This is a genomic window from Bacteroides sp. AM54-2NS (genome assembly GCF_003602935.1).
Classification (GTDB): domain Bacteria; phylum Bacteroidota; class Bacteroidia; order Bacteroidales; family Bacteroidaceae; genus Bacteroides; species Bacteroides xylanisolvens.
The window spans coordinates 13499-27951 of record NZ_QTMZ01000058.1 but is presented as its reverse complement, the minus strand read 5'-3'; the positions used below and the strand labels follow the sequence as shown (position 1 = coordinate 27951).

The following is a 14453-nucleotide window of genomic DNA, read 5'->3' as shown; positions in this document are numbered from 1 at the left end:
TGAACTTCTTTGTGAACAGGAGTACAAATGCAGCAGCGGAAGCATTTAATGCTAAAATCAAAGCATTTAGGGCATCATTTAGAGGAGTAGTGGATATGAGCTTCTTCCTTTTTAGGCTAGCAAAGGTATATGCATGAAGGGAATTGACTAAACTTAATCCCCCAAGAATTACAACTGAGCCGAGAAAAACGATGAATTGCAGTTGAGAGGCAATTTCTTGGTTCGTTTGTTTGCGTTCTTTACTTTCGATGTTATTTTGCATTAGATAAATGCCTAATGCTTTCTGAATATCGGCTATTCCCTTGTCCCATTCATGTTCGCCAAGTGTTTGAATGAAAGTACAATATTGCTTGAGCTTTTTGCTTAGCTTTTTTAAACTGTTGTATTCGGTGTCAATGGGAGGATTAATGTGCGCAGAGCGTATTATGTTTGACATCTGCAAATAATACGTTTTCATTCCATTTTCAGAATTGAATGTAGTCAGGATATACTGTTTCGTAGCTTCTGAAACCTCTTCCTGTAAGTCTTTTAATTGACTGTTTTCCATAATCATTAGAATTTAAAAGATGAATAATAGATTGATGGGAGAGGAAGAAGTGCTAATAAAAAAGCGGTTTCGCCTGTCCCATTGTCTAACATACCGACGGCAGGTTTAGAGGTGCATTAACACTCTCTATGGGGGGACGAAACCGCCCATATAAGAGTTCACATACGAACATAAAAATGCTCGCTGCGATAGTAGGCAGGTTTCCCCACCGTCTGTTAATATGTTAGACGTTGCAAATGTAGCCTTATTAATTCAATTCGCAAAATATTGGAGATATTTATTGATGCTTAGTGAAGCTAGTTTTCTTACAATGCAAAAAGATTTAGTGAATGGTTAATATGTAAAAATCCCCGGATAATCTAATTGTCCGGGGATGAATTATTCAAGTAAGAGAATATTGAATTATTTAATTCTCTTGTAACCATATACAGCCAAATCTCCCAGTTCCTCTTCAATGCGGAGTAACTGATTGTATTTAGCCATACGGTCTGAGCGGCTTAAAGAACCTGTCTTGATCTGTCCGCTGTTAGTAGCTACTGCGATATCGGCGATAGTAGCATCTTCTGTTTCACCCGAACGGTGAGAAGTAACAGTAGTGTATCCATGACGGTGAGCCATTTCGATAGCGTTCAGTGTTTCTGTCAGCGAACCGATTTGGTTTACTTTAATCAGGATAGAGTTGGCACAGCCTTTTTCGATACCCATTGCAAGGAAATCTACGTTGGTTACGAACAGGTCGTCACCTACCAACTGGCAACGGTTGCCGATGCGTTCGGTCAGCTTTTTCCAGCCTTCCCAGTCGTTTTCGTTCATACCGTCTTCGATAGAGTCGATAGGGAATTTGTTGATTAGTTCTTCCAGATAGTCAACTTGTTCTGCGGAAGTGCGTTTCTTACCTTTTTCACCTTCAAACTTGGTATAATCGTAAATACCATCGTGGTAGAATTCGGAAGAAGCACAGTCCATACCGATCATAACGTCTTTGCCCGGTTCGTATCCTGCTGCTTTGATAGCGGCCAGAATAGAATTCAAAGCATCTTCCGTACCTTCGAGGTTAGGTGCGAAACCACCTTCATCACCTACAGCAGTGCTAAGGCCACGGTCTTTCAAGACTTTCTTTAAAGCGTGGAATACTTCAGCACCCATGCGCAGACCTTCTCTGAAAGAAGGAGCACCTACGGGACGGATCATAAATTCCTGGAATGCGATCGGAGCATCGCTATGTGAACCACCGTTGATGATGTTCATCATCGGTACAGGCATTACATACGTATTTGTTCCACCGATATAGCGGTATAGAGGAAGATCCAGATAGTTGGCAGCAGCTTTAGCTACGGCAAGAGATACACCGAGAATAGCGTTAGCACCTAAATTCGATTTAGTCTTAGTGCCGTCCAATGCCAGCATTGTGTAGTCGATACCTCTCTGATTGAGTGAAGACATACCAATCAGTTTCGGAGCGATGATTTTATTTACATTATCAACCGCTTTTTGTACTCCTTTTCCACCATAGCGCTGTTTGTCACCATCGCGAAGTTCCAATGCTTCGTGTTCACCTGTGGAAGCACCTGACGGCACAGATGCACGTCCCATAATGCCGGATTCCAATACTACGTCAACTTCTACTGTGGGGTTACCTCTTGAATCGAGAATTTCTCGAGCTACAATTTTTTCAATTTTCATCGTTTCTATTGTTTTTGAATAAGATTTCTGCAAAAGTACGGACTTGACGGGGAGTGAGAAATCACTATAAATAGGTATTCTTTTTGTGCCTATTCCCTATATGTCGTTAGTCCGACCTTATACTATAACAACGGGACGATGCTTTTTGTTTGAGTGCGGCGGGGTGAATTTGCAGGATTTTAATCTTCGATAATAACCCCTAACAGTGGAAGCAAATCCATTGCTTGCAGGGAAGTGATGACAGCCCCTTTCAGATCGCTGATGTTAAGCGTGATTCCGCTGATACGGGAAGTGCGCAAATCTATTCCGCGAAGCGGAGCGTGTGAAAAATCGGCTTCTACGAGATCGCAACTCTCAAATGCGACGGATGAAAAACGGCAGTCGTTCAGACTTCCGTTGCGGAGCTGGCTGTGTGCAAAACGTACCTGGTTCATTTTACTCATAGCCAGATTGATATAACCTGCGTTGCAGTCATGCAGCAAGACGTGATTCATCGTTGTTTCCGATAAATTGGTACCCAATAGTTTGCAGGAAATGAATTCTACCCGGTAGAGCGAACTTTCAGCAAAAGAAATGTTGGATAGGTCGCAGTTCTCGAACCTGACATCGCTCAGTTGAGAGGAACGGAATTTACATTCGCTGAATGTCTGATGCTGAAAGGTGCAGTTTTTGAAACTTTTGTAAGATTTGTCGATGCCTTCTTCTTTTCCTTTGCAGAATAAAAGATGAGAGACGGTTTCTTCTCTGTCGAGCCATTCCTGTAGGGTAATAGTACTGACTTCCTGTTCTTCCATCATGGGAGGAACAACGCGGACGGGTTTGGTTGGGTTTCTTTTAATCATGCCGTAAAGGTAGGATTTATATTCGAATTATTAAATCTGTTTTCCCACATATCCGCCGGCTAACGTTGCGGCTAATCCTATTCCTATACTTAATAATGTATATAGAACAAATGCTCCGTAAAATTCTCCTTTCAGCAGACCTACGCCATCACTGGAGAAAGTAGAGAACGTTGTGAAACCTCCACATAAACCCGTTGTCAGAAACAAACGGACCTCGAACGGAAGGTGGAATCGCTCTGAAAGAGCATAGAACAGACCGATGAGAAAACTGCCGAGAAGATTGACCGTGAAAGTGGCCCATGGAAAATGATAAGGGACGATTCGTTCGTGCATTAACAACTGGATAAAATAACGTAGTGCACTACCAGTTCCTCCACCGATAAAGATATAGATAACTTCTTTACTCATTTGATTGAAAGATTGATATTATTTGTAGGCGGCTTCAAAATCCTTTTCGAATTGTTGGAAGCCTCCGGGATAAACTAAGGTGTTGTGTCATATAAATAATAAAATGTTTGTTGATGTGATTGAGATAATAATCTGCAAATATAGAAAGATTATGCAATATTCATATTTAATCCTTTTAATTTAATCACCATAGACACTATATTTTGGGGGGGAGACAAAATGTGTTATCTGTTTTATTATTAAGTACTTATTTCGTTTTTGAATCTGTATTCCTCTATATTTTCTTTATAAAAAAAAACACTACTTGGATTTCCGGTCTATCTTTGCCATACGATTATTAACTAACTCATTTATATCATGAAGAACATGAAAATAGGAACTGCAATGTGGGTCTGCCTGTTGCTCTCTTTTTTCTTCGGCACATCAGCAAAGGCCGAAAGTATCACTTCTCCTGACGGACAATTAAAACTTAATTTCTCTGTCAACATGCAAGGAGAACCGGTGTATGAACTCTCTTATAAAGGAAAAGAGGTGATTAAACCTCGAAACTGGGACTGGAATTGAAAAATGATCCCGGACTGATGAATGGATTCACTCTGGCCGATATTAAAACTTCTGCTTTTGATGAAACATGGGAACCGGTGTGGGGAGAGGTGAAATCGATCCGCAACCATTATAATGAAATGGCTGTTACCCTGAATCAAAAGGCGCAAGATCGTAATCTGATTATTTGTTTTCGTCTTTATAATGATGGCTTGGGGTTCCGCTATGAGTTCCCGCAGCAAAAGAATCTGAATTACTTCGTTATAAAAGAAGAACATTCGCAGTTTGCTATGGCCGGCGATCATACGGCATTCTGGATTCCAGGCGATTATGATACGCAGGAATATGACTATACCGAATCCAAGCTTTCAGAGATTCGCGGATTGTTGCAAGGGGCAATTACTCCAAATGCTTCTCAAACTCCTTTTTCACCAACAGGTGTGCAGACATCTTTGCAAATGAAGACAGCCGACGGGTTGTATATCAATCTGCATGAAGCGGCTTTGGTTGATTATTCTTGTATGCATCTGAACCTTGACGATCAGAACCTGATTTTTGAATCATGGCTGACTCCTGATGCAAAAGGGGATAAAGGTTATATGCAAACGCCTTGCCGTTCACCCTGGCGCACGGTGATTGTCAGTGATGATGCTCGTGATATTCTGGCTTCCAAATTGACTTTGAACTTGAATGAACCTTGTGCCTACGAAGATGTTTCCTGGATTAAGCCGGTGAAATACATCGGTGTGTGGTGGGAAATGATTACCGGAAAAAGTTCCTGGTCGTACACGGATGATGTTTATTCTGTGAAACTGGGACAGACGGATTATTCCCAAACAAAACCGAGCGGGCGTCATGCAGCCAATAATGACAAAGTGAAGCGTTACATTGACTTTGCTTCAGAGCATGGATTCGACCAGATCTTAGTGGAAGGCTGGAATGAAGGCTGGGAAGACTGGTTCGGAAATTCGAAGGATTATGTCTTTGATTTCGTAACTCCGTATCCTGATTTTGACGTGAAGATGCTCAATGCGTATGCAAAGGAAAAAGGAGTGAAGCTGATGATGCATCACGAGACTTCCGCTTCTGTACGTAACTACGAGCGCCATCTTGATAAAGCCTATCAGTTTATGATAGATAACGGATACAATGCTGTGAAGAGCGGGTATGTAGGTAATATTATTCCGCGTGGAGAACATCATTACGGACAGTGGATGAACAATCATTATTTATATGCGGTGGAAAAAGCGGCCGAATATAAGATCTGTGTAAATGCTCACGAAGCAACCCGTCCGACAGGATTATGTCGCACATATCCGAATCTGATCGGTAATGAATCGGCTCGTGGCACGGAATATGAAGCCTTTGCAGGGAATAAGCCGTTCCATACCACCTTGCTTCCTTTCACCCGTCAGATTGGTGGACCGATGGATTATACACCGGGTATCTTTGATACAAAACTTTCTTTCCTGTCAGGCGACCACAGTTTTGTACGTACAACTTTGGCAAAACAGTTGGCACTTTATGTAACGATGTACAGTCCTTTGCAAATGGCAGCCGACCTTCCGGAGAGTTACGAACGTCACATGGATGCATTTCAATTTATCAAGGATGTAGCCGTTGATTGGGATGACAGCAAGTATCTGGAAGCGGAACCGGGAGATTATATTACCGTAGCACGTAAGGCAAAAGGTACTGATAACTGGTTTGTAGGTGGTATCACCGATGAGAATCCCCGTACTTCTGCTTTTACACTTGATTTTCTCGAACCGGGAAAACAATATGTAGCTACTCTTTATGCTGACGGAAAGGAGGCGGATTTTGAAAAGAATCCTACTTCTTACCAGATAAAAAAAGGACTTGTTACAAACAAGAATAAGATGTCTGTGAAGCTGGCACGTAGCGGAGGATTTGCAGTAAGTTTGATTGAAGCAACTCCCGCTGACTTGAAAACGATCAAGAAATGGAAATAAGATTCCGGTAAAAAGATTGTTTTCGGATTCCCCGCTTTTTAATAAATATTAGTTGTGCTTCGCAAAGAAAACTAAAACTTTGCGGAGCGCTTTTTTTATAGGACGAATTCTTTTTTGTACTTTTGCGCCATCTTTTTTAAAACATCATCAATAAAGAGAACAACATGGGAGGTTTTTTCGGAACAGTCTCGAAAACTAGCTGCGTGACTGATTTATTCTACGGCACAGATTATAACTCACATCTGGGTACCAAGCGAGGAGGACTCGCAACATACAGTGAGGAAAAAGGTTTTATACGCTCCATTCACAATTTGGAAAGTACTTATTTCCGAACCAAGTTTGAAGGAGAACTGGACAAATTCAAAGGAAACGCCGGCATCGGCATCATTAGCGACACAGACGCACAACCTATCATCATCAATTCTCACCTCGGGCGCTTCGCCATTGTCACAGTCGCTAAAATAGTCAATATCCAGGAATTGGAAGAAGAACTTCTCAGTCAAAACATGCACTTCGCCGAACTTAGTTCGAGCAACACCAACCAGACGGAACTTATCGCATTACTTATTATACAAGGCAGAACTTTTGTGGAAGGTATCGAAAATGTGTTTAAGCACATTAAGGGTTCTTGTTCGATGTTGCTTCTGACGGAAGATGGTAGTATCATCGCTGCCCGTGACCGATGGGGACGTACTCCGGTGGTGATTGGAAGGAAAGACGGTGCTTATGCTGCAACGAGCGAATCGTCCAGTTTTCCGAATCTGGATTATGAGATTGAGAGATATTTAGGTCCCGGTGAGATTGTCCGTATGTATGACGATCATGTTGACCAGCTTCGCAAGCCCAATGAGGATATGCAGATTTGCTCGTTTTTGTGGGTGTACTACGGTTTCCCGACTTCTTGTTATGAAGGAAAGAATGTAGAGGAAGTGCGTTTCACCAGCGGATTGAAAATGGGACAGACAGATGAATCGGAAGTGGATTGTGCTTGCGGTATTCCTGATTCGGGAGTGGGTATGGCTTTAGGATATGCCGAAGGAAAGGGGGTTCCTTACCATCGTGCTATTTCAAAATATACACCGACATGGCCTCGTAGCTTCACTCCGAGCAATCAGGAGATGCGTTCGCTTGTTGCTAAGATGAAGTTGATTCCCAACCGTGCCATGCTGCAAAATAAACGTTTGTTGTTCTGTGACGATTCAATCGTGCGGGGAACTCAATTACGTGACAATGTGAAGATTCTGTATGATTACGGAGCAAAGGAGGTGCACATGCGTATCGCTTGTCCGCCATTGATTTATGCTTGTCCGTTTGTTGGTTTTTCGGCTTCTAAAAATGCATTGGAGTTGATTACCCGTCGTATTATCAAGGAACTGGAAGGGGATGAGAATAAGAACCTGGAGAAATATGCTACTACCGGTTCTCCGGAATACGATAAGATGGTTAGTATTATTGCAGAGCGTTTCGGTCTCAGTTCATTGAAGTTTAATACACTGGAAACGCTGATTGAGGCTATCGGATTACCTAAATGCAAGGTTTGTACACATTGCTTTGATGGTAGCAGCCATTTTTAAAGTAGTCAAATAGGATATTTAAGTATCCGGATAAAAGTATACAATAAAAAGAGCCGTGAATTGCTTTGTAATTCACGGCTCTTTTTTTACCTTTACGGCACTATAAACTATCAATTTGTAAATTGTAATTAGTAACTTGTAATTAAAACAATATGACTTTAGTAGACAGATTTTTAAAGTATGTAAGCTTCGATACACAATCTGATGAATCGACAGGGCTTACTCCAAGTACTCCGAAGCAGATGATTTTTGCTGAATACTTGAAAAAAGAGTTGGAATCTTTGGGATTGGAAGATATTACTTTGGATGAGCATGGCTATCTTTTTGCTACACTTCCTGCCAATATAAATAAAGAAGTACCCACTATCGGGTTTATTGCCCACATGGATACAAGTCCTGATATGACGGGTAAAGATGTCACTCCGCGCATTGTGGAAAAGTATGACGGTTCGGATATTGTGCTTTGTGCTGAAGAGAATGTAGTCCTTTCTCCATCACAATTCCCGGAATTGCTGGATCATAAGGGAGAAGACTTGATTGTAACCAACGGAAAAACGTTGCTCGGTGCCGACGACAAAGCCGGTATCGCGGAAATTGTATCAGCGATGGTTTATCTGAAGGAACATCCCGAAATCAAACACGGTAAAATCCGTATCGGCTTCAATCCTGACGAAGAAATCGGTGAAGGTGCTCATAAATTCGATGTAGAGAAATTCGGTTGTGAATGGGGATATACGATGGATGGAGGTGAAGTAGGGGAGTTGGAGTTTGAGAACTTTAATGCTGCTGCCGCAAAAATAACCTTTAAAGGACGTAATGTGCATCCGGGATATGCCAAGGATAAGATGATTAACTCTATCTATCTTGCCAATCAGTTTATTACGATGCTTCCCTCACAGGAAAGACCAGAACATACGACCGGCTATGAAGGATTCTATCATTTGATTGGTATTCAGGGGGATGTGGAGCAAAGCACTGTGTCTTATATCATCCGCGATCATGACCGTGCAAAATTTGAGAACCGTAAAAAAGAGATAGAACGTCTGGTAGCTCAAATGAACGCTGAATATGGAGCTGGTACTGCGACACTCGAACTGCGCGACCAGTATTATAATATGCGTGAGAAAATAGAACCGGTAATGCACATCATCGATACTGCTTTTGCAGCTATGGAAGCCGTGGGTGTGAAACCGAATGTAAAACCGATTCGTGGAGGTACGGATGGTGCGCAGCTTTCTTTTAAGGGATTGCCTTGTCCGAATATCTTTGCCGGTGGTCTGAATTTCCACGGTCGTTACGAATTTGTGCCTATCCAGAATATGGAGAAAGCAATGAAAGTGATCGTAAAAATAGCAGAACTGGTGGCTTCCAAATAAAAAGACGGTAAGCTCCGGTAATACTTAATACCTGATACTTAAAACTTAATACTTTAAAATAATGAAAACCACTCCGTTTACAGAGAAACATATAGCACTTGGTGCTAAAATGCACGAGTTTGCAGGTTATAATATGCCTATTGAATACTCCGGTATCATTGATGAACACATAACTGTTTGTCAAGGTGTCGGTGTATTTGATGTATCGCACATGGGAGAATTTTGGGTGAAAGGACCGCAAGCGTTGGCCTTTCTGCAGAAAATAACATCTAACAATGTGGCGGCACTGGCTCCGGGTAAAATACAATATACTTGTTTTCCGAATGAGGATGGGGGGATTGTAGATGATTTGCTGGTTTATCAGTATGAACCGGAAAAATACATGTTGGTGGTGAATGCTTCCAATATGGAAAAAGACTGGAACTGGTGTGTTTCTCACAATACGGAGGGAGCCGAGTTGGAAAATTCGTCGGATAACATAGCTCAACTTGCTATACAGGGTCCGAAGGCTATTTCGGTTCTGCAAAAGTTGACGGATATTGATCTTGCTACTATTCCTTATTATACATTTAAGGTTGGAACGTTTGCAAGTGAAGAGAATGTGATTATCTCCAATACGGGTTATACCGGTGCGGGAGGTTTTGAGCTTTATTTCTATCCGTCTGCGGCTGATTCTATATGGAAGGCTATTTTTGAAGCTGGTGAAGAGTATGGCATTAAACCTATCGGTTTGGGTGCCCGTGATACGCTCCGGTTGGAAATGGGCTTCTGTCTGTATGGCAATGATCTGGATGATACGACTTCTCCGATAGAAGCCGGATTGGGATGGATCACTAAGTTTGTGGAGGGCAAGGATTTTGTCAACCGTCCGATGCTGGAAAAACAGAAAGCGGAAGGTGTTACCCGTAAACTGGTTGGCTTTGAAATGGTTGATCGCGGAATTCCCCGTCATGGCTATGAACTGGTAAATGCTGAAGGCGAGCAAGTAGGAGTGGTTACTTCCGGTACGATGTCGCCTACCCGTAAGATTGGTATCGGCATGGGATATGTAAAGCCGGAATATAGTAAAGTGGGCACGGAAATCTGTATTGATATGCGTGGTCGGAAGTTAAAAGCAGTGGTAGTGAAACCTCCTTTTAGAAAATAAGAAATAAGCTGGTTGTTGTGTATAGCCCCGGATAAGTATCGACTCTATCCGGGGCTAACTTATTTTAGGACGTTATTGCAAAACATATCCGTAGATATGTTGTTTATCCCATAGAAATAATATAATTTTGTCATCAAATACGATGAAATAATGTCTCAATTACCTACTCTTATAGCTGACCTCGCACTGATATTGATCTGTGCCGGTGTTATGACTTTGTTGTTTAAGAAGTTGAAGCAACCTCTGGTCTTGGGATATGTAGTTGCCGGATTCCTGGCAAGTCCGCATATGCCGTATACTCCTTCAGTGATGGATACTGCCAATATTAAGACATGGGCAGATATTGGTGTCATTTTCTTACTGTTTGCTCTTGGTTTGGAATTTAGTTTTAAGAAGATTGTCAAGGTGGGTGGTTCTGCCATCATTGCTGCCTGTACCATCATCTTTTGTATGATTTTGTTGGGAATAGGAGTCGGCATGGGTTTCGGCTGGCACAGGATGGACAGTCTGTTCTTGGGCGGTATGATTGCGATGTCGTCTACTACTATTATTTATAAAGCTTTTGATGATTTAGGATTAAGGAAGAAGCAGTTCACCGGACTTGTGTTGAGTATCTTGATTTTGGAAGATATTTTGGCTATTGTATTAATGGTGATGCTTTCCACTATGGCGGTAAGCCAACATTTTGAAGGTACCGAGATGTTGGAGAGTATCGGGAAATTATTGTTTTTCCTTATTCTGTGGTTTGTTGTCGGTATCTATCTGATTCCTGAATTCTTGAAACGCTGCCGGAAATTGATGGGAGAGGAGACTCTGCTTATTGTGTCGTTGGCACTTTGTTTCGGTATGGTAGTGATGGCGGCTCATACAGGATTTTCTGCTGCATTTGGTGCATTTATAATGGGATCTATTCTGGCGGAAACAATCGAGGCGGAATCCATAGACCGGCTGGTGAAACCGGTAAAGGATCTTTTTGGAGCTATCTTTTTCGTATCGGTCGGTATGATGGTGGATCCTGCAATGATTGTAGAATATGCCGTACCTATTATAGTTATTACTTTGGCTGTTATCTTGGGACAGGCCGTTTTTGGTACATTCGGTGTTATTCTCTCCGGAAAGCCTTTAAAGACGGCTATGCAATGCGGCTTTAGTTTAACGCAGATCGGCGAATTTGCGTTTATTATTGCTTCTTTGGGAGTCTCTTTGCATGTAACGAGTGACTTTCTGTATCCGATAGTGGTAGCGGTTTCTGTGATTACTACTTTCCTGACTCCTTATATGATTCGTTTTGCCGAGCCGGCTTCTACTTTTGTGGATGCTCATCTTCCGGAATCATGGAAAAAAATAATGATGCGTTATTCTTCCGGTTCGCAAACAGCTCTGAATCACGAGAATTTGTGGAAGAAGCTAATCTTGTCAATGGTACGTATAACAGTTGTTTATTCAATTGTCAGTATGTCGATTATTGCACTTTCTTTTCGTTTTGTCGTGCCATTCTTTAAAGAGAATCTGCCTCATTTCTGGGCATCATTGTTGGGAGCGGTATTTATCATTCTGTGTATTGCTCCTTTCTTGCGTGCCATTATGGTGAAGAAAAATCATTCGGTTGAGTTTATGACCTTATGGCATGACAGCCGTGCCAACCGCGCACCGCTGGTATCGACAATCGTGATTCGTATTATGATAGCGGCACTTTTTGTTATCTTTGTTATTTCCGGATTATTTAAGGCGTCTATCGGATTGATTATTGGAGTGGCTGTACTTGTTGTATTGTTGATGGTATGGTCTCGCCGTTTGAAGAAGCAATCGATATTGATTGAACGTCGTTTCTTTCAGAATCTCCGTTCCAGAGATGTACGTGCAGAGTATCTGGGAGAGAAAAAGCCGGAGTATGCCGGTCGTTTGTTGTCGCATGATTTGCATCTTGCCGATATGGAAATTCCGGGTGAATCCAGTTGGGCGGGAAAGACATTGATGGAGCTGAATCTGGGGAAGAAGTTTGGAGTTCATGTTGCTTCTATTCTTCGTGGAAAGAGGAGGATTAATATCCCCGGTGGTTCTGTCCGCCTGTTTCCGATGGATAAGATACAGGTGATAGGTACAGATGAACAATTAAGTGTGTTTAATGAGGCGATGCAAAACGGAGCGAAGATAGACTGGGAGGTCTATGAAAAGAGCGAGATGGCTTTGAAGCAGTTTATCATTGACAGTGATTCTGTTTTTCTGGGTAAAACGATTCGTGAATCGGGTATCCGCGACAAATATCATTGTATGATAGCCGGTGTTGAAAGTGAAGACGGTACACTGATGGTTCCTGATGTAAATGCTCCACTCGAAGAAGGCGATGTTGTTTGGGTGGTAGGCGAAAAAGAGGATGTGTACCAATTAGTCGATCAAAAAAACGAAAAAGTACAAGCAGGATAAGAATGGAATACTTATTTTTGCAACGATAAAAACTTAAAATAATAATATCATGAAGAGTGATCCGAAAGAATGTCTGTATTGCCAGAACAATGAAACGCTGCATAATCTGATGATTGAGATTGCGCAATTGAGTGTGTCACGTGTGTTTTTGTTTAAGGAACAAACCTACCGTGGACGTTGTCTTGTTTCTTATAAAGACCATGTGAACGATTTGAATGAATTGAGTGATGAAGATCGTAATGCTTTTATGGCAGATGTAGCGCGTGTCACTCGTGCCATGCAAAAAGCTTTCCAGCCGGAAAAGATTAATTATGGTGCTTACTCGGATAAATTGTCTCATTTGCATTTTCATTTAGCACCTAAATATGTGGATGGACCTGATTATGGAGGTATATTCCAAATGAACCCGGGAAAGGTTTATCTGACTGATGCAGAATATCAGGAATTGATTGATGCTGTTAAGGCAAACCTATAAACGGTAAATTTTGCGGGGTGCCCTGAAAGGGCTTAATTATACAGCGTAGGGCAACGCCCTACGAAAAAACGGTAATCTGAATTTGCGCCCTGAAAGGGCATAATTGTATACAGTTCCGCCCTTTCAGGGCTTGTGGCTGGTGTGTTTTTTTCGTAGGGCGTTGCCCTACGCTGTATAATTAAGCCCTTTCAGGGCACCCCCAATAAATATATAATTGTAAGGCTTTCAGCCTAACCGATAAATTCTCATTTAACCGCTAAATTCCCATTTATTATTCTTCACTGTCAAAATCGAAATCAAAGTCGAAATCATCCATGAACTCCGGAGTTGTAAATTCTTCCAGTTCCCGACGATCTTTCTTGGTCGGACGTCCGGTTCCACGTGCACGGTCTACGAATCCGCTGATTTTACTCATTTCAAGCAGTTCGTATTGATCGGGAGTAGTTACGTTTTCCATCATTTCCGATACAAGTTTGGCTCCCACACGTTTTTCAATAGTTTGTAATACCTTGAATGAATAAGTGATAGGCGGTTTCTTCACCTGAATAACGTCTCCCGGTTTTATCATACGGGCAGCTTTGGCTAAAGAACCGTTGATGGTAATGCGTCCTTTTTTGCAGGCTTCTGCTGCAATCGTACGTGTCTTGAAGATGCGGACAGCCCACATCCATTTATCTATTCTTGCTTCGGCCATTTTAGTTAGTTATTTAGTGATAAATAATTCTTTGGTTAGTATTAGTTGACGTTGTCATTTATTGCTAACCATTCATTGTCATCTTTATTTTTTTTGGGGGGGCTAGTCCATTATTTTTTATTGAACTGGTTCATCGTGATGTCAATACCGGCGAGGCAGAAACTTTTTATAATTTCCCCTGCCATCTCCAGTCTTTCATCCATTGTTTTCCAATCTTCGTCAGTGAAGTGTCCGAGTACATAATCAACCTGTCCGCCACGTGGAAAATCATTTCCGATACCAAATCGCAGGCGAGCATAGTTTTGAGTGCCCAGAATAGCAGCGATATGCTTCAATCCATTATGCCCTGCGTCACTCCCTTTTCCTTTCAGGCGTAAAGTTCCAAAAGGAAGAGCCAGATCATCTACTACGATCAGTACATTTTCCAATGGAATATTTTCTTTCTGCATCCAATAGCGAACGGCCAGTCCGCTTAGGTTCATAAAAGTCGATGGCTTAAGCAAAATCAACTGGCGTCCTTTGATAGAAAAGCTGGTAGTGAATCCATATCGTCCATCCATAAAAGGGGGGGCGTTATTGATTCTAGCCAATGCTTCTACTGTCATGAATCCGATATTATGTCGGGTTTCATGATATTCGGGACCAATGTTTCCCAGTCCGACAACTAAGTATTTTATCATCGTATTTCCGTAAAACAGTTCATTAATATAGAAAGAGAAACGCAGATTAATACAAATTAATGCAGACTGAACATCTGCTTTAATCTG

At 41.8% G+C, this 14453-nt stretch carries 10 protein-coding genes and 3 pseudogenes; 7 read left to right on the top strand and 6 right to left on the bottom strand.

All coding sequences use genetic code 11. From position 1 onward, the window contains the following. A pseudogene (locus tag DXA05_RS22945) lies at window positions 1-137 on the top strand (transposase); the annotation flags it as partial. Window positions 138-181: 44 nt separating this feature from the next. Here DXA05_RS22945 and DXA05_RS28460 read toward each other — a convergent pair. From DXA05_RS28460 to crcB, 4 genes and pseudogenes are all read right to left on the bottom strand, one after another. After that, window positions 182-547 (bottom strand): annotated as a pseudogene (locus DXA05_RS28460) (hypothetical protein); the annotation flags it as partial. Between the two features lie 402 nt (window positions 548-949). Continuing rightward, a complete protein-coding gene (eno, locus tag DXA05_RS22935; RefSeq protein WP_004302046.1) occupies window positions 950-2230 on the bottom strand; it encodes a phosphopyruvate hydratase in 1281 nt (426 codons plus the stop codon). 179 nt (window positions 2231-2409) lie between these two features. Then, entirely contained in the window at window positions 2410-3072 is a 663-nt protein-coding gene (locus tag DXA05_RS22930; protein WP_008644437.1) for a pentapeptide repeat-containing protein, read from the bottom strand. Window positions 3073-3102: 30 nt separating this feature from the next. Further along, window positions 3103-3480: a fluoride efflux transporter CrcB gene (gene crcB, locus DXA05_RS22925; RefSeq protein ID WP_004309778.1), complete on the bottom strand. Its 378-nt coding sequence runs from the start codon at window positions 3478-3480 to the stop codon at window positions 3103-3105. A gap of 357 nt (window positions 3481-3837) precedes the next feature. Between crcB and DXA05_RS22920 the strand changes: the two are divergent. From DXA05_RS22920 to DXA05_RS22895, 6 genes and pseudogenes are all read left to right on the top strand, one after another. Continuing rightward, window positions 3838-5996 (top strand): annotated as a pseudogene (locus DXA05_RS22920) (glycoside hydrolase family 97 protein). Between the two features lie 164 nt (window positions 5997-6160). After that, window positions 6161-7570 carry an amidophosphoribosyltransferase gene (locus tag DXA05_RS22915; RefSeq protein ID WP_004302052.1) on the top strand — a complete coding sequence of 470 codons (1410 nt, stop codon included), beginning with the start codon at window positions 6161-6163 and terminating at the stop codon, window positions 7568-7570. A 152-nt stretch (window positions 7571-7722) separates the two neighbouring features. After that, window positions 7723-8946 (top strand): peptidase T, encoded by a 1224-nt coding sequence (gene pepT / locus DXA05_RS22910; protein ID WP_004302053.1) that lies wholly within the window; start codon window positions 7723-7725, stop codon window positions 8944-8946. Window positions 8947-9007: 61 nt separating this feature from the next. Then, on the top strand, window positions 9008-10093 hold the full coding sequence (gene gcvT, locus DXA05_RS22905) for a glycine cleavage system aminomethyltransferase GcvT (RefSeq protein WP_120079044.1): 1086 nt from the start codon (window positions 9008-9010) through the stop codon (window positions 10091-10093). Between the two features lie 150 nt (window positions 10094-10243). After that, entirely contained in the window at window positions 10244-12517 is a 2274-nt protein-coding gene (locus tag DXA05_RS22900) for a cation:proton antiporter (RefSeq protein WP_008644441.1), read from the top strand. A gap of 49 nt (window positions 12518-12566) precedes the next feature. After that, window positions 12567-12992, top strand: coding sequence for an HIT family protein (locus DXA05_RS22895; RefSeq protein ID WP_004302057.1), 426 nt, complete (start codon window positions 12567-12569; stop codon window positions 12990-12992). A 271-nt stretch (window positions 12993-13263) separates the two neighbouring features. Here DXA05_RS22895 and DXA05_RS22890 read toward each other — a convergent pair whose 3' ends face one another. Then, window positions 13264-13686 (bottom strand): RNA-binding S4 domain-containing protein, encoded by a 423-nt coding sequence (locus DXA05_RS22890; protein ID WP_008021285.1) that lies wholly within the window; start codon window positions 13684-13686, stop codon window positions 13264-13266. Between the two features lie 110 nt (window positions 13687-13796). Continuing rightward, window positions 13797-14363, bottom strand: coding sequence for an aminoacyl-tRNA hydrolase (pth, locus tag DXA05_RS22885; RefSeq protein WP_032811507.1), 567 nt, complete (start codon window positions 14361-14363; stop codon window positions 13797-13799). Window positions 14364-14453: the final 90 nt, after the last annotated feature.

Bases quoted from the DNA above. Each gene is read 5' to 3' on its own strand.
- gcvT (WP_120079044.1), top strand. From the start codon at position 9,008: ATGAAAACCACTCCGTTTACAGAGAAACATATAGCACTTGGTGCTAAA.
- DXA05_RS22895 (WP_004302057.1), top strand. From the start codon at position 12,567: ATGAAGAGTGATCCGAAAGAATGTCTGTATTGCCAGAACAATGAAACG.
- DXA05_RS22890 (WP_008021285.1), bottom strand. From the start codon at position 13,686: ATGGCCGAAGCAAGAATAGATAAATGGATGTGGGCTGTCCGCATCTTC.
- pepT (WP_004302053.1), top strand. From the start codon at position 7,723: ATGACTTTAGTAGACAGATTTTTAAAGTATGTAAGCTTCGATACACAA.
- DXA05_RS22930 (WP_008644437.1), bottom strand. From the start codon at position 3,072: ATGATTAAAAGAAACCCAACCAAACCCGTCCGCGTTGTTCCTCCCATG.
- eno (WP_004302046.1), bottom strand. From the start codon at position 2,230: ATGAAAATTGAAAAAATTGTAGCTCGAGAAATTCTCGATTCAAGAGGT.
- crcB (WP_004309778.1), bottom strand. From the start codon at position 3,480: ATGAGTAAAGAAGTTATCTATATCTTTATCGGTGGAGGAACTGGTAGT.
- DXA05_RS22915 (WP_004302052.1), top strand. From the start codon at position 6,161: ATGGGAGGTTTTTTCGGAACAGTCTCGAAAACTAGCTGCGTGACTGAT.
- DXA05_RS22900 (WP_008644441.1), top strand. From the start codon at position 10,244: ATGTCTCAATTACCTACTCTTATAGCTGACCTCGCACTGATATTGATC.